Genomic DNA, 20,684 nt, shown 5'->3' on the forward strand with positions numbered 1-20,684 from the left:
TGGCGGCGCACCCGGTTTCATCCGCTCAGCAATTGTCCGGCTGGGCCCGGACGAGCTGCAAGCCGCGCCGCGTGATGCGGTACGGCTTGCCGCCTTGCGAGGCGATGGTGCGTCGCCGCTTCAGTTTCCGGAACAGCTCCATGTCGAGACTGGCGAGCCGCCAGCCGTCCCGGGTGTAGCAATGCACTTCCAAAGGCTTGCGCGTCTCGTCGCGGATGAGTTCGATCCGCCCGCCCTGGGCGAGCAGGTGGAGGATGCGCTGTTCAGCGCGTGAAATGTCCATTTGTAGAAGTCTCTGGTCCCACGCCCCGCCATGGCGGATGGGGCGCATGAAAACGTCTCTGGCGCCTCCGGTCGGGACGGGCGCCAGGCTTCACGCTTTCGCCGGCCTGCCTTGCACGGATATCCGTGCGGGAACGGCAGGCCCTCTAGCGGGACTCAGACAGGTTCAGAGACATAGGCACTCCGATAGGAGTACTTATTTTGCGCTTCGCCGTTGCGCCGTCAAGTCAGACGAAATGATCGATCCCCTCGCCGAGGATTGCGACCCAGGCATGCTTGCGCCCTTCGTATACGGAATATTCCGGAGACGGGAAGGCCGGGTCCGCGAAGGCGCCGACCGCAAGGGCCGTTAGCCCGGGCATTGCTTCAGCCGTGTACCACAAGGTCGAGCCGCAGTCCGGGCAGAAGTGGAATGTCGCACGATTGCCGCTGTCGGAGATTGCGGTCCATTCCTTGAACGTGCCTGAAACAGAAACCTGCGCATCAGGCCAGCGGGCCTGCACCGCAAACGCGCTGCCTGATCGCCGCTGGCAATTCAGGCAATGGCATACGGAAACCCGCACGGGCTCGCCTTCACAGGTCACCGTCAGCTGTCCGCACCGGCAGCTTGCCAGACGGGCGACCATCGAAGGCTTAATCCTCTTCGCTGGCGTCCGGCACGCCGACGGCGTGGAAGCCGGCATCGACGTGAATGACTTCGCCGGCGATCGAGCGGCCGAGCGGGGAGAGGAGGTAAAGCGCGCAGCCAGCGACGCCTTCCATGCTCGTGTCTTCTTTTAGCAGCGACCAGCTGCGCCCGGTGCCCATCAGGCTCTTGCCGCCGCGGATGCCGGCCAGCGACAGCGTGCGCATCGCGCCGGCGCTGATCGCGTTGACACGGATGCCCTGCGGGCCGAGGTCGCGCGCCGCGTAGCGGGTGGAGGCTTCCAGCGCCGCCTTCGCCACGCCCATCACGTTGTAGGAGGGCACGGTGCGCTCGGCGCCGAGATAGGTCATGCAGATGATCGAGCCGCCGTCCGGCATCAGTTCGGACGCGCGGCGTGCGCAATCGATGAAGCTGTACACGGAGATATCCATCGCGCGGCGGAAGCCCTCGCGGGTGGTGTTGGCGACCATCGAGCCCTGCAGCTCATCCTTGCCGGCAAAGGCGATCGAGTGAACGAGGAAATCGATCTTGCCCCACTTTGCCTTGATGGCCGCGAAGGCGGCGTCCATCGAAGCGTCGTCGGTGACGTCGGCGGGGATCATCGTGTCCATGCCGATCGACTCGATCAGCGGACGCACCCGGCGCTCCAGGCTTTCGCCCTGATAGGTGAAGGCAATCTCGGCGCCCTGCGCGGCCAGCTGGCTCGAAATGCCCCAGGCGATCGAGTTCTGGTTCGCCACGCCCATCACGACGCCGCGCTTGCCCTTCATCAGGTCGCCCTTGGGCATGTTCCAGTCATCGGCCATCAGGGCCTCCCTTGATTGAGTTTACCGTCTTTCGCGAGGGCTAGGCGGGCCCGGCGGAGACGTCAAGTTGGCGGCACGCTTCGTGCAAACGGCTTGTAGCAGACAGGGGCGCGAGGCCCCGCTGACCTGCCGGGAGACACCATGCGCATTGCCATCGCCATTTTCGTGATCGTGGGCATTTTCCTCGAGCCGTGCTGGGCCGCCGCCGGCGGCTTCTGAGCGCCGCAAATCGCTCGCCTCACAGGCGAGCATGCCCTGTCTGGACGGGCCACGCCACACGCCGTCTTGTGGACAGTTTGTGGACGGGCGTTCAGCCCTCTTCGGCGAGGTTCTTGAGGCCGACTTTCATGTCCAGCGCCGTGTAGACGTGCTGCCCGTCGACATATACCCGGCCATCCGCAATCCCGAGGTTGAGCTTGCCGCGGCGCACGCGCTTGATGTCGATTTCGTAGCGCACGAGCTTCTTGTCCGGCGTGATCTCGCCGGTGAACTTGACCTCGCCGACGCCCAGGGCGCGGCCCTTGCCGGGCGAGCCCGACCAGCCAAGCCAGTAGCCGACCGCCTGCCACATGGCGTCGAGGCCGAGGCAGCCCGGCATGACGGGGTCGCCGGGGAAGTGGCATTTGAAGAACCAGAGGTCAGGGTTGATGTCGAGTTCGCCGACCACGTGCCCCTTGCCGAAGGTGCCGCCATCAACGCTGATCTCGGTGATCCGGTCCATCATCAGCATCGGCGGTTCGGGCAGCTGGGCATTGCCGGGGCCGAAATAGCCGCCCTTGCCGGATTCGAGCAGGTCTTCCTTGGTGTAGGACGACTTGGGCGTGTGGTAATCGTGCGGTCCGGACATGCGGGCTATCCTGTCAAAAGGCGCTGAATCAAGCGGCTTTCCCACCGTCTGGCGGCGATAATGTCAACCTTTTGTCGCGGTTGCGCCCCATAGCAGGTCGCGCGGTGCCCAGCCCTGATACCGCCCGGCAGTCACCTGGCAAGCATCGCGTTCGCAGTCGCCAAGGTCCACCAGCACGTCCTTGCTGACCGCCGCGATCTCGCGGCTGTCGTCGGCGCGGCCAGCCTTGAGGGCGAACGGACCCCGCGTCAGCGCCTTGCGGGCGTCGGACAGCTGGGTCTTCTCGATCCAAACTTCGTCGCCTGTATGATCGCGCACGTAGCGCCAGTCGCCGCTTTCCTTGAGAATCAGCACCGGCAGGCCGCGGCGGACGTATTCCCAGCGCACGGCATAGTCTCGGCCCGGCCCGATCCGGCCGTTCACCTTCTCATGGCGTAGCGATTCGAAGCGCGGCACTTCCTTGCCGGAGAACCGGCTGATCTGGACCTCCTCGAGGCTTCCTGCCGAAGCCGAAGGCAAACCGGTCGAAGCGAACGCAAGGGCGAGTGCAAGAACTGCCCGTTTCATGTGCAACCTTCCGCAATTTCCGGGAGAGAGCCATTCTCTCAGGTGCACATGAATCCCAGGTAAAACGACGGGTCATTGGCGCGGCAGCCATGCTCTGGTAAGCGGCAATGACAATAAGCACATCTGTGGGAGTCCCATGCCAGCCTCGAAGTTGAAAGTCGTCGTCACCCGCAAGCTGCCCGCGCCGGTGGAATTGCGGATGAAAGAGCTGTTCGACGCTCGCCTGAATGAAGCGGACATTCCCCTCACGCAGGAACAACTCGCCGAGGCGATGCAGACGGCCGATGTGCTGGTGCCCACCGTGACGGACCGGATCGACGGACGCCTGATGGCGCGTGCCGGCCAGCAACTGCGCCTGATCGCCCAGTTCGGGGCCGGGGTGGACAATATCGACGTGGCGAGCGCCATCCAGCGCGGCATCACGGTGACCAACACGCCCGGCGTGCTGACCGATGATACGGCAGACGTCGCCATGGCGCTGATCCTGGCCGTGCCGCGCCGCCTGCACGAGGGCGCACAGATCATGGATGGCGGCGGCTTCGATGGCTGGACGCCGACCTGGATGCTCGGCCGGCGCCTGTCGGGCAAGCGGCTCGGCATCATCGGCATGGGCCGTATCGGCCAGGCGGTCGCCCGCCGCGCCAAGGCGTTCGGCATGCAAATCCACTATCACAACCGCAAGCCGGTCGGCCCGCGTATCGAAGAAGCGCTTGAGGCCACCTATTGGGACTCGCTCGACCAGATGCTGGCCCGCATGGACATCGTCTCGGTGAACTGCCCGCACACGCCCGCCACCTTCCACCTCATCAACACGCGCCGTCTCGCGCTGATGAAGCCGGAAGCCTACATCATCAACACGGCGCGCGGCGAAGTGATCGACGAAGCGGCGCTCGCCCGGGCGATCCGCGGCGGCCAACTGGCCGGGGCCGGTCTCGACGTGTTCGAGCGCGAGCCGTCCGTGAACCCGGACCTGATCGGCCTGCCGAACGTGCTGCTCCTGCCGCATATGGGGTCGGCCACCATCGAGGGACGCACCGAGATGGGCGAAAAGGTCATCATCAACATCAAGACCTTTGCCGACGGTCACCGCCCGCCCGACCGCGTGATCCCTGCCATCCTCTGACCTCAGTTGCCCGGGCCGGAGAGTCCTTCAAGGGCTACTTCCGAAACGCCGTAGACGTCGCTTGCGAGGAAGGCGCGCAGGTCGCTTTCCGAAAGTTCGGCTACTTCTTCCTGGGGCAGGTGGCCGACGCCCGGATAAATAATAAGCTTCGCACCGGGGATCGCTTCGGCAAACCGCTCGCCATTCTCCACCGGGATCAGGTTGTCTTTCTCGCCATGCATCACCAGCGTCGGTGTGGTGATCGTCGCGAGCAGTTCCGGCGTCGCCTCCCGGCGTTCGCCCTGGCCGGAGACGAGTTCCAGCAGTGCCGCACGGTGGCAGGGCGCACGCGACAGCGTGGCGTAGCGTTCCACCATTTCGTCGGTAACGAAAGACGGATCACCGAAACTGTTTTCCAGTCCGCCCCGGATCAGCGTCGAAAGATCGAGATCCTTCATCACGCGGCGCGCGAGGCCGATGTCGAGCAGACGGAAAACCAGGGGCCGGCTGTCTTCCTCCGTTTCGGGATGGGGCCATCCAGCGGAGTCGACCAGCACGAGGCCGTCCAGACGATCCGGATGCGTCAGTGCATAGTTCCACGCCGCGCTGCCGCCCATCGAATTTCCGGCGAGCGTGAACCGTTCGATCTCCAACGTGTTGGCCACGCGGTTGATCGTGTCGACAAATTGCTGCGGGCCGATGGTTCCGTTGTCGAGGCAGCGCGACAGGCCGTGGCCGGGAAGGTCGAGGCTGACGACGCGGTAATCGCGCTTCAGGTTGTTCACCCAGGGCTCCCAGGTGTGCAGCGACGCAGAGAAGCCGTGCACGAGGATGATCACCTTGCCATCGCGCGGGCCGACATCGCGGAAATGCACGCGCATGTCATCGCCGAACGCAATGTAACGACTGTCGGCATTCGCGTAGATCGCTTCGAGTTGTTCGTAGGGGATGTCGTCCCGGCGCAGCGTCATCCACCCGGCGAACAGGATGACACCCAAGGTAACAACAACGGCAAGAAGGCGTCTGAACATGGCAATTCGCAACTTTTCAAAGCGGGCGTTCGCGAGATAACCCCCTCCTGTGGCGCGGTGTCAAACCCTCAGATCAGACGTGACACACAGGACATGAAGTGTCGCGCATCAGGCGAACCATGCGGGACGTACCACTGAGCCCGTCAATCAGCTGGATCCGGCCGATCAGCGGCGTGCCTGCGCCGGTGATGAGCTTCAGCGTTTCAAGCGCCATCGCGGAGCCTGTAATTCCTGTAACAGGTCCGGCGACGCCGACTTCGTCGCAGGCTTCGGCGGCGGGCGGTGATTCGGGCACCCAGCATTGATAGCAGGGCGCATCGCCCTGCACGCCAGAGGCGAAGACGCTGACCTGTCCGGTCCACCCGCTGGCGGCGCCGGAGACGAGCAGCCGGCGGTGCGCATGCGCGAACCGGTTCAGCGCAAAGCGGGTTTCAAAATTGTCGCTCGCATCGATCAGGATGTCGCCGGCGGGCGTCTCGCCGGGCGCAAAGCGCCGCGCAACACTTAGGATCGTCAGGTCCGGATCGATCGCGCACAGCCGCTCGGCGAGACGCTCGGCCTTGCCCGCGCCGGCGTCGGCGGCGCCGAACTGGATCTGGCGTTGCAGGTTCGACCGCTCGACCGTGTCGTCGTCCCAGATCTCGATCCGTCCGACACCGGCGGCCGCAAGGTAGAGCGCGCAAGGCCCGCCGAGGGCGCCGGCGCCGATGATCGACACCGAAGCCGCGCGCAGCTTCTGCACGCCGGGCCCGCCGATCTCCTTCAGGAGGATGTGGCGGCGGTGGCGGTCGATCTCTTCTGCCGTCAGGCTCATCGCGCGCGCCTCAGGGCTGTGGACGAGAGCGGATTGTCTGACCCGCGCAGATACACCCAGGCCGGCGGCGTGCAGCCGGCAAGGCGCGCGGCGTCGGCTTCGCGCAGGCGCGCATGTGCGAACCGCCGTGTGAAGGGCAGGGCGCGCGAGAGCCGTGTGCCGGGGCGCGAGACAATCGCGATGGGCACCATGCGCGCAATCGTCTGCCAATCTTTCCAACGGTGGAAGGCGGCGGCGCTGTCGGCGCCCATGATCCAGACGAAACGAGCCCGGGGGGCGGCGGCCTTCAGAGCGGCCAGTGTATCGACGGTGTAGGTGAGGCTCAGCTGCGCTTCGATATCGCTGACCTGCATGGCCGGGCCGGTCGCGAGGGCGCGCGCCGAAGCCAGGCGCGCCCCAAATGATCCGTGTTCGGATTTAAGCGGATTGCCGCGCGCGACAATCCACCAGACCGCATCAAGGCGCAGTCGCTTCAGCGCGGTTTCTGCGACGTGCAAATGTCCGCCATGGGCCGGATTGAAACTTCCCCCCAGCAGGCCGATCCGCCGTCCCGCCGCCGGACCGGGCAGGCGCGCGCGCGTCAAGGGCGGACCTGTCCGGTGCCGCGCACGGCATATTTGTAGGTGGTCAGCTGCTCCGCACCGACCGGCCCGCGCGCATGGATGCGCCCGGTCGCGATGCCGATTTCGGCGCCGAAGCCGAACTCGCCGCCATCGGCAAACTGGGTGGAGGCATTGTGCAGCACAATGGCGCTGTCGACGCGCGCCAGGAAGGTTTCGGCGGCTGCGGCGTCTTCGGTGATGATGGCATCAGTATGTCCGGACGACCAGCGGTCGAGGTGGGCGAGCGCGCCCTCCAATCCATCGACCATGGCGATCGACAGGATCGGCGCCAGATACTCGGTTGACCAGTCTTCCTCCGTTGCCGGAACAATATGGGGCAGCACGGCGCGGGCACGTCCGTCGCCGCGCAGCTCGCAGCCCGCCTCTTCGAGCGCGGCGGCGATGCGCTGCAACAGGGCCGGGGCGACGCCCGTATCAACAAGCAGCGTCTCGGTCGACCCGCACACGCCGGTGCGCCGCATCTTGGCGTTGACGGCAATGCTGACCGCTTTTTCCGGATCGGCCGCGGCATGGATATAGGTGTGGCACAGGCCTTCGAGATGGCCGATCACCGGAACGCGCGCTTCGGCCTGTACACGCTCGACCAGGCTGCGCCCGCCGCGCGGGACGATCACGTCCAGCGCGCCGCCGAGGCCGGTCAGCATGTGGCCGACCGCTTCGCGATCGGCGGTGTCGACCAGCTGGATGGCATCCTCCGGCAGGCCTTCCTGTTTCAGCGCGGCGCGCATGGCGCCTGCCAGCGCCCGCGACGAACGCAGGCTTTCCGAACCGCCGCGCAGGATCGCAGCGTTGCCTGAGCGCAGGCACAGCGTGCCGGCATCGGCGGTCACGTTCGGGCGGCTTTCGTAGATGATGCCGATCACGCCGAGCGGCACAGCCACCCGTGCGATGTCCAGCCCGTTGGGCGGCGTCCAGCGCGCGAGTTCCCGGCCGAGCGGATCGGGCAGGGCGGCGATCACGTCCACGCCGGCGGCGATGGCCTCTACCCGGCCGGCGTCCAGTGCCAGCCGGTCGAGCATCGAGGGGGCGAGGCCCTTGGCCGTGGCCGCAGCCATGTCCGCCTCATTCGCTGCCAGGATCTCCGGCGCGGCGGCGCGGATGGCGGCGGCGATAGCGGTCAGGCCGCGCGTGCGGTCGTCAGCGCTGAGCAGGCCTAGCACGCGCGAGGCGGCGCGGGCGCGCGCGCCCATGTCGTGCATCCGTTCGGCAAGGGCCGCGTCAGGGGGCTGGGTGGCAAGGGTCATGGTGGGAGGGATGTGCCGCAAATGGCCGGCGCAAGCAAGGTTTCGCTCAGGGCAGCAGGTTCAGCAGGGCGAAAGCCGCCTCGCCCACGGGGGTATAGGTGTCCTGATGGCTGGCGACCGCGCTGACATACACGGCCTCAGAAAAGGCGCGCAGGTTGTGCAGCCGGGCGAGCGCCGCTTCGGACCGGTAGGCGACCTCGCGCAGCGGATCGTCGGCCGGCCAGAGGCCCGTGAACCAGGCCGTCCATTCCTCGTCGGTGAAAAGTTCCCGCTGGGCGAGGTACATGACCGGCGCCGCGAGGCGTTCGCTCTCCCCGAAAATGTAGGCATGGTCGGGCGTGCCCACCTTGAGCGCAATGGCGGCGAGAATGGCTTCGGCCTGCGGTTTCGTCAGTCGGGGGTTGAGCGAGAGTTGCATCAGCAGGTCGGCCGTGTGTGCCACGCCGTGGCGCCAGCCTTCAGTGTCGGAGAAGCCGCGATAGTCCGTCAGGTTCGCGAGATAGGTATGAGCCGCCGCAATCAGTGCGCTGCGCGCGGCCTCATCCATCCAGGGCGTGATCCGGTCCGTGCGCGCCACCTCCGCCAGGGCGAGCGCCGCGAAGGGCCCTCGGAAGCCGCCTGCATCCTCATCGGCCTGGGCGAGGCGCGACAGCAGTTCTGCCTTCAGGGGACGGAGGGTTTCAGGCCCCACAGCCTCGCCGCGCAGCAGGCCCGACAGGGTTTCATAGGCGTAATGGTCGCGCACGGCCGGGTCGGGGTTTTCCAGACAGTCCGGCAGGGAGAGGACCAGCGCCGCCTTTACCTCCGCGCTCATGGCGCGCGTCGTCTCCAGCCAGGCGTCATCCATCACGGCAAGACCCGCCGGAACCGTGCAGCCGGATGCCGCCACCGGGGCAGGAGGTGACGAGGCGCAGGCGCTGACCAGAAGGGTGGACAGGAAAAGCAGGTTTCGCATTGCGGCCTGTCAGTCTTCTTCGCGTACCACGCGGAAGCCGATCTGCCGGTCGCGCGTGGTCACCGAGATGCGCGCACGGTTGGCAGCGCGGTGCTCGGCCTGGCCGCTCTTGATCGAACCGCCCCGCACGACGCGGCGCCCGCAATCGCCGGAGAGCACGGCGCTGCCATCCGTTGGCGTATCGGAATATCCGTTCACGTAGCAATCCTCGACCCATTCGCGCAGATTGCCGAGCATGCCCTGCAGGCCGAACGTATTCTCCGGTAGGCTCGCCGCTTCCCGCAGACGGTCGCGCGGCGCTTTCATGGAATCGAACCGTTCGCCCCACCAATAGGCCGTGCTGGTTCCTCCGCGTGCGGCATATTCCCATTCTGCTTCGGTGGGCAGGCGATAGGTGCGCCCCTCTTTGGCGGAGAGCCATTTGGTGTAGGCCGTTGCATCGCGCCAGGAAATTGCGGTGGCCGGCAGGCCATCGGACTCGCCCGCCGGCGGTCGGTATCCGTTGCAGCCGCCATCGGCGAGGCAAGCAGCCCATTGCGCCGCCGTTATCTCAGTCTTGCTGATCGCGAAGGGCTTCACGGTCACATCATGCACCGGGCCCTCGATGGGCTCGCGGCCGGATTCGGTGGCCGGGGATCCCATGCTGAAGGTTCCGCCCGGCAGGCTGACCATGGCCGGGCAGACATCGCAGACCGGAGCGACAGGCTCGGGTTCGGGTTCCGGCTCGGCGGGCACGTCAACCGCTGGCGCCGCCGTCTCCGTGGCGGCGGTTTCGATCACTTCGGGCTCGGGCAGAGCCGGCGCTTCTGGCGCGGCCGGCGCATCGGCCGCATCCGCCGTCAGCGCCGCGTCATCGGCGGCCGTGTCATCGCTCGGGATCAGGTTGGCGATGACCCATCCCGCCAGGACGATGGCCACCAGGCCGCCCAACACCAAGGGCAGCGAAGACCCGGACTTTTTCGGCGGCGCCGAGGCGGCGGCAACCGGCTTGGCCGGGGCGGGCTTCGGTGGGGCAGGGGCGGGTTTGGGCGCAGGTGCCGGTGCAGCAGCGCGCGGCGGCGGTGGAGGAGGCGGAGGTGGAGCCTGAGGTGGGGGCGCAGGCGGCGGCGCAGCAGCCCTGGCATGGGCGCGCGCGATCGCGGCGATCCGGTTGCGCGCGAGGTCCGAGTAGTGGCCGTCCGGATAGCGTTTCAGGTAGGCTTCGAAATCGGCCTTGTCGTCGGAATCCTTGACCGACGTCCAGAAGGTCAGCTCCATCGTCATGTCGGCGGCCTGGCCGGGCGCGGGAGGCGGAACAGGTGCGGGCTTGGAATCGGATGCGGCGGCCTGTTCGGCGGCGCGGCGGATGTCGGCGACGAACTCCTGCCAGCGTACATCGCTGCGATCGCCGTCCCATCCGATCAGGTCCGCGGATTGGGTCAACTCGAACATGATGGGGCGTTCGGCATCCTCGATCATCGCGGGCACAAGCACAGACGTGCGCTGGCCGAGCGTTGCCTCGGTGCGAACCCATTTCGATTTCACCGATACGGCCGACCACAGCACAACCACGACATCGGCGTCGCGCAGCATGCCTTCGGTCACTTCGTCATAGGTCTGACCGGCACGCAGCACCTTGTCCCACCAGACCGAGAAACCTTCCGCCGTCAGCGCTTCTGCGAAGACCTGCGCCTTCGGGCGATCTGCCCGGCTATAGGAAAGAAAGATAGCAGCCATGCATGCGTCCCCTGAGCGCGGCGCTTTTTCAGGCTCGCGCGCTGGGCGAACCTTGCACAAAAATGGCCTTTGCCAAAGGGGGCGCGGCCGGCTTCATCCGGTTGCAGCGCTGCAGGGGCTGACAGGTGCGGGAAATGCCTTAAGTTCAGGCTCAAGAAACGTGGAGGAAACAGATGATCGACATCGAGGCGATGCCTTATCTCGCCAATGTGACCGGTGTGCAGGCGGCCCGCCGCCCCGCTGAAGTGGCATTGTGGTTCGAAGGCCGCGCGACCACCTTTGCCGATCTCGAGAAACACGCAAACCAGGTCGCGAACGGTCTCCTCGCGCTTGGCGTGAGGCCGGGCGACCGAATCGGCTATCTCGCGAAGAACACGGACGTCTATTACGAGATGCTGTTCGGCGCCGCGAAAGTCCGCGCGGTGATCAACGGCGTCAACACGCGCCTCGCCGCGCCGGAAGTGAAGTTCATCCTGTCGGATGCGAAAGCTACCGTGCTGTTCGTCGGCAAGGATTTCTACGCCATGATCGACACGATCAAGGCCGAGCTGCCGGACCTGAAGCGCATCATCACCATCGATGGCGACCGCGAGGACTGGGATTTCTATCCTTCCTGGCGCAATTCGAAATCTGCCGCCGATCCCGGCATCAAGGTGGAGGGCAACGACGATGTCATCCAGCTCTATACCTCGGGCACGACCGGCCTGCCGAAGGGCGTGCAGCTGACCAACGACAACTACCTGTCCTTCTTCTCCCAGGCCAAACTGCTCGAATGGTCGAGCTATGATGCAGGCGACGCGGTGATGAACGCGATGCCGCTGTTCCATGTCGCCGGCGTCAATGCCGGCGTGCTCGCCATCGCCCAGGGCGCCAAGACGGTCGTCCTTCGCGAGATCGATCCGCAGCTGATCCTGAAGCTGATTCCCGAACACCGGATCGCGCACGCTTTCTGGGTGCCGGCCGTCATTCTGATGCTCACCCAGCAGCCCAATATCAAGCAGATCGATTTCTCCAGCCTGAAACAGGTTTTCTATGGTGCCTCGCCGATCTCCGAAGCGCTGCTGCGCACGGCGGTCGAGATCATGGGCGCACGGTTCACGCAGCTCTACGGGCTGACCGAAACAGTGGGCGCGGGCACCTTCCTGCCGCCGGAAGCGCATGATCCGTCCTGGGGCAAGCTGCGCTCCTGCGGTCTGCCGTGGCCGGGCGCTGTGGTGCGTGTGGTCGACGGCGAAGGCAAACCCGTTCCCACCGGTGAGGTGGGCGAGATCGTCATCAGGTCCGGCTTCATCATGAAGGGCTACTGGAACCGGGAAGACGCGACCCGGGAAGCGATCCGCGACGGTTTCTTCCATACCGGCGATGCCGGGTATTTCGACGAGGACGGTTATCTCTACATCCACGACCGGGTGAAGGACATGATCGTGTCGGGCGGCGAGAACGTCTATCCGGCCGAAGTCGAGAACGCGATCTTCGGCGCGCCGGGTGTGGCTGATGTCGCCGTGATCGGCGTGCCGGACGAGAAATGGGGCGAGGCCGTGAAAGCCATCGTTGTGAAGAAGCCCGGCGAAGATCCGTCCCCCGAGAGCATCATTGCCTGGGCACGCGAGCGGATCGCGGCCTACAAGTGTCCGAAGTCAATCGACTTCATCGAGGCCCTGCCGCGCAACCCGTCCGGCAAGATCCTACGCAAGGACCTACGCGAGCCCTATTGGAAGAGCATGACGCGCCGGGTGGGCTAGGCGTGCTTCAGTGCGCGAGGCGCATCCAGTCGCGGGCGGCCTGAAGGGCCAGTTTCACTTCCTCGGAGGTCAGCATTTCGGCCATGTCCTGGCGCTGCGCCTTGGCCTCTTCATGGCCCCTTGCGGCGGCGAGGTTGAACCATTTGTGCGCCTCGACGAGGTTGACCTCGGTGCCCGTGCCGGTCGCATAGGCGAGGCCGGCGCGGTAGAGGTCTTCGGGGAGGGAGTGGGCGCCGATCAGCGCGCCGGGCTCCATCGGGATATCTGAATAAGCCATGTTCTTTGTCCTTTGACACCTGCCGCAACTGGCTGGGGTTTTCCCATGTCCGGGCTGCGGCCCAATCACCTGCCGGACCATCCGGCAACGGATCAAACCTGACGCAGAGGGGTTTTGGCATGGTTAACGGCGCGCAACGGTTGGCGCGGCTTGGTTAAGCGGCGGGCCGTCCGGATTAACATCTGGCTGGAATCGCAGGTTCCGCTCAATCCGTACCCGGAAAACGCCGGTGCACAGGCAAGGCATCGAAGTGAGCCATCCAGATCGGCTGCTCGGCCGTCTGGACCCGGTTGACGGGTGCGAATGCGGACGGATCGTCCAGCGTCACGGACTGGAGGTCGATCCGGCCGGGCATCATTGCGGGGTTCGTGTAGAACAGGCCGGTGCCGCATACGGGGCAGAAGCTGCGGACCGCGTCCCTGGACGACCGATAGGTGGCGGGTGCGCCTTCGGTGACAGTCAGGCGGTCTGTGGGCATGAGCGCCCAGCTGAACATCGGCGCGCCGGCGCTGAGCTGGCAGTCCCGGCAATGGCAGATCGACACCCGGTCCGGCGGGCCTGAGAGTTCATACCGGATCGCGCCGCACTGGCATCCGCCCGGGATCGCCATGGAAGGCCTCCAGATGTTCATGTTTTGTTCAAAATGTCATGGCGCCGGCAGTGAGTCAGAATGAAAATCCCCGCAGGTCCGGAGACCCACGGGGATTCTGCAATTTACCTGGGCCTGGCCTGAGATCAGGCGGCGATCTTCTTCTTGGCCAGCGACTTGGCGAGTTTCTCCATCGCCTTGCCCTTGTCGATGTTCTCGACAGCGGCCAGTTCGCGGGCCATCCGGTCCAGCGCGCTCTCATAGAGCTGGCGCTCCGAGTAGGACTGTTCCGGCTGGTCATCGCCGCGGTGCAGGTCGCGCACGACTTCCGCGATCGAGATCAGGTCGCCCGAATTGATCTTTGCTTCGTATTCCTGGGCGCGGCGCGACCACATGGTGCGCTTGATGCGGGCCTTGCCGCCGAGCGTTTTCAGGGCGTCATCGACCAGTTTCGAGCCGGCCAGGGCACGCATGCCCGAGGCTTCGGCGCGATTAGTCGGTACGCGCAGGATCATCTTGTCCTGATCGAAAGCGACGACATAGACTTCGAGTTGCATTCCGGCGACCGTCTGCTTTTCAACGGCCGTGATCCTGCCTACGCCGTGGGCCGGGTAGACAACGCTTTGCCCGACCTCGAACGCCAAAGTCCGAGTCTCTGCTTTTTTCGCCATATCTGAATTGACCCTTTTTTCTACACACACGAAAGCGACGCCTCCCCGCCCCAGGTCCCGCATTAAGGCACTGAGTTAGGAAATCCCGCTTCTTGATGATTATTGATCAGAACCAAGACATAGCACGAATTTGGCGCATTTACAACAGTTGCCCACAGAGGCAGCCGTTTCGTAAACGGAATGGAATCAAGCGCCTCGTTAACGTTTGAGGTGCCTTGGAAGCTGTTGCAGCTGCGGTCCGAATCAGTCCGCAGCGGCCGTTCAGTCGCCTGTTCCGGGAGCCGGGCTGAAGTATTTCTCCAGCTTTCCGGTCTCCTGCGCGAACTTTTCGCGGTCCGCCGGAGGCTCCTTCATCCGGGTGATATTCGGCCAGGTCTTGGCAAACTCAGAGTTGAGTTTCAGCCATTTACCGTCCGGATCATCCTCCGTGTCGGGTTTGATCGCCTCGACCGGGCATTCCGGCTCGCAGACGCCGCAATCGATGCACTCGTCCGGGTGGATGACGAGCATGTTCTCGCCTTCATAGAAGCAGTCGACCGGGCAGACCTCCACGCAGTCCATGTATTTGCAGCGGATGCAGGCATCGACAACGATATAGGTCATGGGAGGGCAATACTCGTGGGCGTTTGGGATCAGGCCAGCCAATTGGCGGCGCGGGTGTCATCTGTCAATGCGGCGGGCTGAACCGCGCATGCAGTTTCGCTCACACGGCTCCGGCGCTGCGCGCTTCGGCCCGTTTGCGGGCTTCGGCGCGGCTGATGTCATCGACATATAGGAGGCCGGCGACGTGGCGCACATAGGCCTCTTCCTCGTCAGACCGCTCACCATCGGCCAGCACGACCCGGTAGATCGCCTCGATCACTCTGACCCGGTCAGCGAGGGGCAGTTTTTTCGCGTGCTTGGTGAACTGGTGGCTACCCACGGCCTCCTCGGCGAGAGTCTCGGCCTGGGCCAGAACGGCATCGGCCTTGTCGGCATCGAACGCGAAGGATTCCAGCAGGATCTCCGCGATCATGTCGCTCTCGATATTGACGTAGACGCCATCGACCAGCGCCGCCTCGACCAACAGGGCCGCGACCGCCACTTCGGCCGGCATCGGCAATTCGGCGGGCGTTTTCGCGGTGAACAGGCTTCTCAGGGATTTCATCATGTCAGCGACTCCAGCGGCCGGTACAGCGTTCGCGCTTCTTCAGCGGGCCCGCGGCGGGCGCCCAGATCGAGCACTTCCACGGTCAGGATATCTGCCCCTTTCCCGAATGTCACGATATCGCCGACCGTAAGTGTGGCGCCCGGCTTGCTGGTGCGGCGGGTCTGGCCGGCATGCGAGAGACGCAGACCAGCCTTGCGGACATGCGCGGTCGACAAGGCCCGCGTGCGAAAGAATCGCGCTCGCCAGAGCCACACATCGACCCGCACGGAGGTTTCCGCGCCGACGTCCGGCGTCATCTGAAGGGGCGGTACCGGAAGGCGCCGGGCGCCGGGCCGGGCGAGGGGGCCGGCTTGCGGGCCTGCTTGTTGCGGGCAGGCTTCGGTGGTTTCGGTGGGGGCAGCAGCGCGGCGAGCGCCGCGAACGGACTATCGGGATCGACCGGTTTGGACCGGCGCTCCGGGGGCCGAGGGCCGCCGCCCTGGCTGCGTTCGGGCCGAGGTCCGGACCGGTTGTCTGCGCGGTTGCCGGGCCGGCGATCCGGACGCGGGCCCTCCTTGGACGCGCCGCCGTCGGCTTTCGGGTGGGGGCGCCGGGCCGGGCGCTCATCGCCCTCGGGCCGCGACCGGGCAACATAGCGCCACCGCGTCACCGCGCCGGTTTCGGGATTTTTCTCAGCGGGCGCGATACCAAATCCTTTGAGCACCGCCGGCCAGTCATCGGCCGGGCAGGAGACGACCGAGGCGAGTTCCATCGGAATCTCGAACGTGCTCTTGCCGGCATCCTTTCGGCGCTTGGCGAGTTCCCAGCCGAGGCGTTCGGCGAGGTCGGCCCGCACGGCGCGGCGTCCGAAGCGCAGGTAGCCATTGGCGGCAAGGGCGGCTTCCGGCCAGGTGCCATCGAGGCCGAACGAGCCGGCCCCTTCCGGCGCGAGCGGATATTCCGTGGACGATTCAACGGCTTTAAGGATCGCGATCATGCGCTGCGCGGCCGGCTTCTGTGCATCCGGCGCATAGGCGGCGAGGCGGCCCGCGCGGATGCCGGCGGCCTTGAGGGCTTCGCGCTGCTCCGGCGTCAGGCGCGGCGCCGACTCGTCCGTACGCAGATCAACGGCCGCGCCGCTTTCTAGGATACGGAAGGCGAGGCCGCGCAGCAGGCTTTCCAGCGCTTCGCCGCTGCGGGCAAAGACGAGCCGCGCATGCGTCGGCAGCACGCGGCCGATCTCGCCGCGCACCCATTCCTCGATCCGCGTCAGCGCCGCCTGGCGTTCGGATGCGTCCGCTTCCAGCGCACCGATCAGTTCGATGCGCGGCGTCATCCATTGCGCGCCCTTGGCAAGGCGGGCAACAGGCGCGTCCTTGTGCTCGATCTCGGCGGCTTCGGTCAGCTTGAATGCTTCGGCGGGCGCGGCGGCGATTTCCGCAAGGCGCGCGGTCAACATGGGGCGCACAGCGGCGAGCGCCGCGCCGCGCACAGCCTTGCCTTCCAGCGTTCGCGCATCGACCACGGGTTCAAAGGTCAGGCCTCGCAGACGGCCGACCAGATGGCCTTCCACGGTCACGTCGCCGTCGGGCGTCAGTTCAGTCACGAGTGCGTCTTCCTTCTTCAGGCTTGCGAGCAGCGCGGTGGTGCGCCGGTCCACAAAACGTGCCGTCAGCGCTTCGTGTAGCGCGTCTGACAGGGAGTCTTCAATCTCCCGGGTCTTCTCTTGCCAATAAGAGGGGTTCTCCAGCCAGTCCTGCCGGTGGGCGGCATAGGTCCAGGTGCGGATCGCGGCGAGGCGTTGTTGAAGCTGGTTGATATCGCCGCGCACCGAGGCCAGGTCTTCCATCCGCCGGCTGAGGCCTTCATCAGACAGGCGTGCATCGGGATCGGCCAGGGTTTCGGCAAGGCCCAGCACCAGCCGTCCGTGACCTTCCGGCCCGGCCTTGCGGAAGTCCGGCAGGCGGGCGAGATCCCAGAGGCGGCGCACCTTGCGCTCACCGGTCACATTGGGTCCGATGGCTGCGTCTTCGCTCATCCGGCGCAGCACCCATTCATCAAGGGCGCGCGGATTGTGGATCAGCACTGGATTGCCGGACGGGCGTTCGAGCGAACGGATCAGAGATTTGAGGCTCGAATAGTCGAGCGCAGAATTGCGCCACTGGATCGCATCGACCGGATCGAAGCGGTGGGCCTCGATCGCTTTCCATTCCTCTTCGGCGAAGGGCGGGCAGCTTCCGGTTTCACCGAATTCGCCATCTGTACGGAACCGGCCGGCGCGGCCGGCGATCTGCGCGCTTTCGGCAAGGCTTAGCGGGCGGTGCCGGCGGCCGTCGAATTTCGAGCGCGAGGCGAACACGACACGCCCGACATCCAGGTTGAGTCCCATGCCGATGGCATCGGTAGCGACGATGTAATCGACCTCGCCGGACTGGTAGAGTGCGACCTGGGCATTTCGGGTGCGGGGGCTGAGCGCGCCCATCACCACCGCGGCGCCGCCCTTCTGCCTGCGAAGCAGTTCGGCAATCGCGTAGACTTCCTCGGCGCTGAACGCGACGATGGCGGTGCGCTTGGGCAACTTGGTGATCTTGGAGTGACCGGTATAGCGCAGCTCGGAGAAGCGGGGGCGCGGCTCGGTCTCGACGCCGAGCTTCAGGCTTTTCAGGAGGGCGCGCATGGTGTCGGCGCCGAGCAACAGCGTCTCGTGATTTCCGCGCATGTGGAGGATGCGGTCGGTGAAGACATGGCCGCGGTCATCGTCTTCGGCGAGCTGGATCTCGTCGATGGCCACGAAGTCGGCCCGAACATCCGCCGGCATCGATTCCACCGTGCAGACGAAATAGCGCGCGGTGGGCGGCTGGATACGCTCCTCGCCGGTCAGCAGCGCTGCCGCGGCATAGCCCTTGGCGGCGACCACGCGGTCATACACCTCACGCGCCAGCAGCCGCAGCGGCAGGCCGATCATACCTGTGCCGTGGGCGAGCATCCGCTCGATGGCGTAATGCGTCTTGCCGGTGTTGGTGGGGCCGAGGATGGCCTTGAGGACTGTCATTGCGGGAGAGGGGTGGGGATGGCCGGGGACGAAGTCAAGCGCGGGCGGCGGTGAGGCGCCGGATCATGCCATGATCGTGCGGATGGAAGGCAGGTGGCAGGAGCGTGCGTCCGTCATAGACCGCACCATCGAGGTTGACCGGGCCCTGGTCATGCCAGAGGCAGATGGCGCCGCAGAGATTGGCCTGCGTGAGGTTTGCCCGGCTCAGTGAGGCGCCGGTGAAGTCTGCGCCGATCAGGCAGGCGCCCGAGAGGTCAGCCCCCTTCAGGCAGGCATGACGCAGGGACGCGCCCCGCAGATGGGCCCGGCGTAAGGTGGCCGACATCATCCGGGCATAGTCGAACCGGGCGCCTTCGAGATTGGCCCAGTCGAGACAGGCTGCGCGCAGTTCGCAGTCCCGGAACACGGCGCCGGAGAGGTCCAGACCGCCGAGATCGGCACGCAGGAAGTCCTGACGCTCGATCGATGCGCCGCGCAGGTCGGCGAGACCGAGTTCCATTACCCGTTCAGAATCCATGTACCGGATCGCAACCACGCCCAGCTCCCATTCCCGCGGGGCAGGATGGGGTGATTGGCGGCGGGGCGCAATCTCTCTCCTGCCGGGTTTCCGTTTGACCCTGCACCGGGGGTTGGATACCCGGGAGGACGCGTTTCTGAAGGCGGCTTTCCCATGCAGGTCCATCGCTCCCTCCTGTTCGTGCCTGGTGCGCGGCCGGACCGTTTCGGCAAGGCGGCCGCCGCTGGCGCGGACGCCGTGATCATCGACCTAGAGGATGCCGTTCGGCCGGAAGACAAGGCGCAGGCCCGGGCGGCGGCGCTGGACTGGCTGGCGGCAGGAGCGGCCGGGCCGGTCGGCCTGCGGATCAATTCGCCACGCACGGCGTTCGGCTGCGCCGACCTTGCCGCGCTGGCGGCGGCCAGTGCGGCGCGGCGGGCAGCTTTCGTGATGGTGCCCAAGTCCGAGACGGCGGTCGACCTCGAGATCGTTGCCGAGGCGCTCGGCTGGCCGGCGCCGCTGATCGCGGTGATCGAGAGCGGCCGCGCCCTGGCGAATGCCTTTGCGATTGCGGCGCAGGCGGCCGGCGGCGTACTGTTCGGCGGCGTCGATTTTTCCGCCAGCCTCGGCGCCGACGTGAACGACTGGGACGCGATGCTGACGGCGCGCGGCACGGTTGCCGCCGCCTGCGGCGCCGCCGGGGTGCCGGCCTATGATGTGCCCTTCCTCGATACGGGGGATACGGAGGGTCTCGCCGAGACGACACGCCGGGCGAAGGCCGTCGGATTTTCTGGACGCGCCTGCATCCATCCGGACCAGGTCGCGGCGGTGAACACCGTATTCACGCCGAGCGCGGCCGAGATTGCTGAAGCCCGCGCCGTGCTAACCGCGATGGAGGCGGCGGGCGGCGGAGTGGTGCTACATCACGGCAAGATGATCGACCGGCCCGTAGTGCTGGCGGCTGAGCGCGTGCTGTCGCGGGTGCGATCGGATTGAGTGGACGTGTGCCGTGCGCGGCGGATTGAAGGAAAGACTGTTATGATGCTCCGTATTCCTACAATATTGGCCGCCGCCCTTCTGGCGCTGTCGGCTTGTGTGGCCGGGCCATCCGGGCGAGCAAAGGATGCGCCTCCGCTGGAGGCGGTCGCGTCTGTCGATATCGCGCGCTACATGGGGCTCTGGTATGAGATCGCCCGGTATCCGACGAGCTTCCAGAAGGATTGCGAAGGCACGACCGCCCAGTACACGCTGCGCGACGATAGTCGGGTCGACGTGGTCAATACCTGCCGCTTCGGCACGAAGGATGGCGAGCCGCGGTCGGCCGAGGCGGTGGCCCGCGTCATGGAGGGCTCGAACGGTGCCCGGGTCTTCGTGAACTTCGCGCCCATTCCGCTGCCGGCGGGGCGGGGTAATTACTGGATCATCCATCTCGACGAAGGCTATCAGCATGCCCTTATCGGAGAACCATCGGGACGCTTTCTCTGGATGCTTTCGCGAACGCCGACGGTGACGCCGGAGGTGCGCGCCGAGTTGGATGCAGCGGCAAAGGCAAAGGGGTATGACCTCAGTATGCTGAAGGAAACGCTTCAGGAACCTTGAGGAGGAGCACATGACGGACATCACGGTTTCACCGGTGGCTCATGTCCGCGGGGGCCGCGCCGAGGCGAAGGACGATCACTGGGGCGAGGAGCAGGCGCGTATCGTGCTGGCTGACACGCTGCCCGCTGAGGCGCTGATGGGGCTCGATGCGTTCAGTCATGCGGAGATCCTGTTCCATTTCCATCTGGTGCCGGACGAAAAGATCGAGACCGGAGCGCGCCATCCTCGGGGCAATCCGGACTGGCCGCGGATCGGCATCTTCGCCCAGCGCGGCAAGAACCGCCCGAACCGGCTTGGCGTGACAGTCTGCCGGATCGTCTCGGTTTCGGGCCGGGAGATGATCGTCGAGGGGCTGGACGCCATCGACGGCACACCGGTGATCGACATCAAGCCGGTGATGCGGGAATTCCTGCCTCGCGGCGAGGTGCGCCAGGCTGACTGGGCGAGCGCGCTGATGGCGCAGTATTGGTGAGGCTTCGGCGTTTTCGTTTGCCTT

At 65.9% G+C, this 20,684-nt stretch carries 24 protein-coding genes; 5 read left to right on the plus strand and 19 right to left on the minus strand.

The annotated features are described in order from the left end of the window. Positions 1–25: 25 nt before the first annotated feature. The 5 genes from GC148_RS07515 to GC148_RS07535 form a co-directional block, all read right to left on the minus strand. The gene (locus GC148_RS07515; protein ID WP_291070050.1) at positions 26–283 is read right to left on the minus strand and encodes a YjhX family toxin; all 258 of its coding nucleotides are present in this window, start codon (positions 281–283) and stop codon (positions 26–28) included. Positions 284–509: 226 nt separating this feature from the next. Further along, positions 510–908, minus strand: coding sequence for a GFA family protein (locus GC148_RS07520; protein ID WP_291070051.1), 399 nt, complete (start codon positions 906–908; stop codon positions 510–512). 7 nt (positions 909–915) lie between these two features. Continuing rightward, on the minus strand, positions 916–1,734 hold the full coding sequence (locus tag GC148_RS07525; RefSeq protein WP_291070052.1) for an enoyl-ACP reductase: 819 nt from the start codon (positions 1,732–1,734) through the stop codon (positions 916–918). A 310-nt stretch (positions 1,735–2,044) separates the two neighbouring features. Continuing rightward, positions 2,045–2,581 (minus strand): bifunctional 3-hydroxydecanoyl-ACP dehydratase/trans-2-decenoyl-ACP isomerase, encoded by a 537-nt coding sequence (fabA, locus tag GC148_RS07530; RefSeq protein WP_291070053.1) that lies wholly within the window; start codon positions 2,579–2,581, stop codon positions 2,045–2,047. A 63-nt stretch (positions 2,582–2,644) separates the two neighbouring features. Beyond that, positions 2,645–3,148 carry an SH3 domain-containing protein gene (locus tag GC148_RS07535; RefSeq protein WP_291070054.1) on the minus strand — a complete coding sequence of 168 codons (504 nt, stop codon included), beginning with the start codon at positions 3,146–3,148 and terminating at the stop codon, positions 2,645–2,647. A 136-nt stretch (positions 3,149–3,284) separates the two neighbouring features. Here GC148_RS07535 and GC148_RS07540 point away from each other — a divergent pair, with 136 nt between their 5' ends. After that, positions 3,285–4,271 (plus strand): D-glycerate dehydrogenase, encoded by a 987-nt coding sequence (locus GC148_RS07540; protein WP_291070055.1) that lies wholly within the window; start codon positions 3,285–3,287, stop codon positions 4,269–4,271. A gap of 2 nt (positions 4,272–4,273) precedes the next feature. On the opposite strand, the gene GC148_RS07545 is transcribed toward GC148_RS07540, so the two are convergent. The 6 genes from GC148_RS07545 to GC148_RS07570 all read right to left on the minus strand — a co-directional run bounded on the left by GC148_RS07545 (position 4,274) and on the right by GC148_RS07570 (position 10,633). Further along, the gene (locus GC148_RS07545; protein ID WP_291070056.1) at positions 4,274–5,281 is read right to left on the minus strand and encodes an alpha/beta hydrolase; all 1,008 of its coding nucleotides are present in this window, start codon (positions 5,279–5,281) and stop codon (positions 4,274–4,276) included. Positions 5,282–5,354: 73 nt separating this feature from the next. Next, on the minus strand, positions 5,355–6,095 hold the full coding sequence (locus tag GC148_RS07550) for a ThiF family adenylyltransferase (RefSeq protein WP_291070057.1): 741 nt from the start codon (positions 6,093–6,095) through the stop codon (positions 5,355–5,357). Next, on the minus strand, positions 6,092–6,679 hold the full coding sequence (locus GC148_RS07555; protein WP_291070058.1) for a nicotinate-nucleotide adenylyltransferase: 588 nt from the start codon (positions 6,677–6,679) through the stop codon (positions 6,092–6,094). Before GC148_RS07555 ends, GC148_RS07550 begins: the two co-directional genes overlap by 4 nt. Continuing rightward, a complete protein-coding gene (locus tag GC148_RS07560; RefSeq protein ID WP_291070059.1) occupies positions 6,676–7,962 on the minus strand; it encodes a glutamate-5-semialdehyde dehydrogenase in 1,287 nt (428 codons plus the stop codon). The genes GC148_RS07555 and GC148_RS07560 overlap by 4 nt, the downstream gene beginning before the upstream one ends. A 46-nt stretch (positions 7,963–8,008) precedes the next feature. Beyond that, the gene (locus GC148_RS07565) at positions 8,009–8,917 is read right to left on the minus strand and encodes a DUF2785 domain-containing protein (protein ID WP_291070060.1); all 909 of its coding nucleotides are present in this window, start codon (positions 8,915–8,917) and stop codon (positions 8,009–8,011) included. Positions 8,918–8,926: 9 nt separating this feature from the next. Continuing rightward, positions 8,927–10,633 (minus strand): SUMF1/EgtB/PvdO family nonheme iron enzyme, encoded by a 1,707-nt coding sequence (locus tag GC148_RS07570; RefSeq protein ID WP_291070061.1) that lies wholly within the window; start codon positions 10,631–10,633, stop codon positions 8,927–8,929. 173 nt (positions 10,634–10,806) lie between these two features. Between GC148_RS07570 and GC148_RS07575 the strand changes: the two genes are divergently transcribed. Next, positions 10,807–12,375: a long-chain-fatty-acid--CoA ligase gene (locus GC148_RS07575; RefSeq protein ID WP_291070062.1), complete on the plus strand. Its 1,569-nt coding sequence runs from the start codon at positions 10,807–10,809 to the stop codon at positions 12,373–12,375. Positions 12,376–12,382: 7 nt separating this feature from the next. Here GC148_RS07575 and GC148_RS07580 read toward each other — a convergent pair whose 3' ends face one another. From GC148_RS07580 to GC148_RS07615, 8 genes are all read right to left on the minus strand, one after another. Further along, on the minus strand, positions 12,383–12,652 hold the full coding sequence (locus GC148_RS07580; RefSeq protein WP_291070063.1) for a hypothetical protein: 270 nt from the start codon (positions 12,650–12,652) through the stop codon (positions 12,383–12,385). Between the two features lie 205 nt (positions 12,653–12,857). Next, positions 12,858–13,262, minus strand: coding sequence for a GFA family protein (locus GC148_RS07585; RefSeq protein ID WP_291070064.1), 405 nt, complete (start codon positions 13,260–13,262; stop codon positions 12,858–12,860). Positions 13,263–13,387: 125 nt separating this feature from the next. After that, positions 13,388–13,912 (minus strand): CarD family transcriptional regulator, encoded by a 525-nt coding sequence (locus tag GC148_RS07590; RefSeq protein ID WP_291070065.1) that lies wholly within the window; start codon positions 13,910–13,912, stop codon positions 13,388–13,390. Positions 13,913–14,173: 261 nt separating this feature from the next. After that, a complete protein-coding gene (fdxA, locus tag GC148_RS07595) occupies positions 14,174–14,515 on the minus strand; it encodes a ferredoxin FdxA (RefSeq protein ID WP_291070066.1) in 342 nt (113 codons plus the stop codon). Positions 14,516–14,615: 100 nt separating this feature from the next. Continuing rightward, positions 14,616–15,062: a TerB family tellurite resistance protein gene (locus GC148_RS07600; protein ID WP_291070067.1), complete on the minus strand. Its 447-nt coding sequence runs from the start codon at positions 15,060–15,062 to the stop codon at positions 14,616–14,618. Beyond that, positions 15,059–15,358 carry an RNA-binding S4 domain-containing protein gene (locus tag GC148_RS07605; protein WP_291070068.1) on the minus strand — a complete coding sequence of 100 codons (300 nt, stop codon included), beginning with the start codon at positions 15,356–15,358 and terminating at the stop codon, positions 15,059–15,061. Before GC148_RS07605 ends, GC148_RS07600 begins: the two co-directional genes overlap by 4 nt. Then, a complete protein-coding gene (locus tag GC148_RS07610; RefSeq protein ID WP_291070069.1) occupies positions 15,355–18,093 on the minus strand; it encodes a helicase-related protein in 2,739 nt (912 codons plus the stop codon). The genes GC148_RS07605 and GC148_RS07610 overlap by 4 nt, the downstream gene beginning before the upstream one ends. A 34-nt stretch (positions 18,094–18,127) precedes the next feature. Continuing rightward, on the minus strand, positions 18,128–18,610 hold the full coding sequence (locus tag GC148_RS07615) for a pentapeptide repeat-containing protein (protein ID WP_291070070.1): 483 nt from the start codon (positions 18,608–18,610) through the stop codon (positions 18,128–18,130). A gap of 153 nt (positions 18,611–18,763) precedes the next feature. Here GC148_RS07615 and GC148_RS07620 point away from each other — a divergent pair, with 153 nt between their 5' ends. Genes GC148_RS07620 through GC148_RS07630 form a run of 3 tightly spaced genes read left to right on the plus strand, consistent with a single transcriptional unit; the run spans position 18,764 to position 20,660 of the window. Then, on the plus strand, positions 18,764–19,585 hold the full coding sequence (locus GC148_RS07620; protein ID WP_291070071.1) for a CoA ester lyase: 822 nt from the start codon (positions 18,764–18,766) through the stop codon (positions 19,583–19,585). Positions 19,586–19,627: 42 nt separating this feature from the next. Beyond that, positions 19,628–20,188: a lipocalin family protein gene (locus GC148_RS07625; RefSeq protein WP_291070072.1), complete on the plus strand. Its 561-nt coding sequence runs from the start codon at positions 19,628–19,630 to the stop codon at positions 20,186–20,188. A 10-nt stretch (positions 20,189–20,198) separates the two neighbouring features. Next, positions 20,199–20,660, plus strand: coding sequence for an SAM-dependent methyltransferase (locus GC148_RS07630; RefSeq protein ID WP_291070073.1), 462 nt, complete (start codon positions 20,199–20,201; stop codon positions 20,658–20,660). Positions 20,661–20,684 lie beyond the last annotated feature (24 nt).

The sequence above is a fragment of the Hyphomonas sp. genome (assembly GCF_016125515.1).
Taxonomy (GTDB): Bacteria; Pseudomonadota; Alphaproteobacteria; order Caulobacterales; family Hyphomonadaceae; genus Hyphomonas.

Coding starts and splice junctions, on each gene's coding strand:
- GC148_RS07515 (WP_291070050.1), bottom strand. CDS start 283: ATGGACATTTCACGCGCTGAACAGCGCATCCTCCACCTGCTCGCCCAG.
- GC148_RS07520 (WP_291070051.1), bottom strand. CDS start 908: ATGGTCGCCCGTCTGGCAAGCTGCCGGTGCGGACAGCTGACGGTGACC.
- GC148_RS07525 (WP_291070052.1), bottom strand. CDS start 1,734: ATGGCCGATGACTGGAACATGCCCAAGGGCGACCTGATGAAGGGCAAG.
- fabA (WP_291070053.1), bottom strand. CDS start 2,581: ATGTCCGGACCGCACGATTACCACACGCCCAAGTCGTCCTACACCAAG.
- GC148_RS07535 (WP_291070054.1), bottom strand. CDS start 3,148: ATGAAACGGGCAGTTCTTGCACTCGCCCTTGCGTTCGCTTCGACCGGT.
- GC148_RS07540 (WP_291070055.1), top strand. CDS start 3,285: ATGCCAGCCTCGAAGTTGAAAGTCGTCGTCACCCGCAAGCTGCCCGCG.
- GC148_RS07545 (WP_291070056.1), bottom strand. CDS start 5,281: ATGTTCAGACGCCTTCTTGCCGTTGTTGTTACCTTGGGTGTCATCCTG.
- GC148_RS07550 (WP_291070057.1), bottom strand. CDS start 6,095: ATGAGCCTGACGGCAGAAGAGATCGACCGCCACCGCCGCCACATCCTC.
- GC148_RS07560 (WP_291070059.1), bottom strand. CDS start 7,962: ATGACCCTTGCCACCCAGCCCCCTGACGCGGCCCTTGCCGAACGGATG.
- GC148_RS07565 (WP_291070060.1), bottom strand. CDS start 8,917: ATGCGAAACCTGCTTTTCCTGTCCACCCTTCTGGTCAGCGCCTGCGCC.
- GC148_RS07570 (WP_291070061.1), bottom strand. CDS start 10,633: ATGGCTGCTATCTTTCTTTCCTATAGCCGGGCAGATCGCCCGAAGGCG.
- GC148_RS07575 (WP_291070062.1), top strand. CDS start 10,807: ATGATCGACATCGAGGCGATGCCTTATCTCGCCAATGTGACCGGTGTG.
- GC148_RS07580 (WP_291070063.1), bottom strand. CDS start 12,652: ATGGCTTATTCAGATATCCCGATGGAGCCCGGCGCGCTGATCGGCGCC.
- GC148_RS07585 (WP_291070064.1), bottom strand. CDS start 13,262: ATGGCGATCCCGGGCGGATGCCAGTGCGGCGCGATCCGGTATGAACTC.
- GC148_RS07590 (WP_291070065.1), bottom strand. CDS start 13,912: ATGGCGAAAAAAGCAGAGACTCGGACTTTGGCGTTCGAGGTCGGGCAA.
- fdxA (WP_291070066.1), bottom strand. CDS start 14,515: ATGACCTATATCGTTGTCGATGCCTGCATCCGCTGCAAATACATGGAC.
- GC148_RS07600 (WP_291070067.1), bottom strand. CDS start 15,062: ATGATGAAATCCCTGAGAAGCCTGTTCACCGCGAAAACGCCCGCCGAA.
- GC148_RS07605 (WP_291070068.1), bottom strand. CDS start 15,358: ATGACGCCGGACGTCGGCGCGGAAACCTCCGTGCGGGTCGATGTGTGG.
- GC148_RS07610 (WP_291070069.1), bottom strand. CDS start 18,093: ATGACAGTCCTCAAGGCCATCCTCGGCCCCACCAACACCGGCAAGACG.
- GC148_RS07615 (WP_291070070.1), bottom strand. CDS start 18,610: ATGGATTCTGAACGGGTAATGGAACTCGGTCTCGCCGACCTGCGCGGC.
- GC148_RS07620 (WP_291070071.1), top strand. CDS start 18,764: ATGCAGGTCCATCGCTCCCTCCTGTTCGTGCCTGGTGCGCGGCCGGAC.
- GC148_RS07625 (WP_291070072.1), top strand. CDS start 19,628: ATGATGCTCCGTATTCCTACAATATTGGCCGCCGCCCTTCTGGCGCTG.
- GC148_RS07630 (WP_291070073.1), top strand. CDS start 20,199: ATGACGGACATCACGGTTTCACCGGTGGCTCATGTCCGCGGGGGCCGC.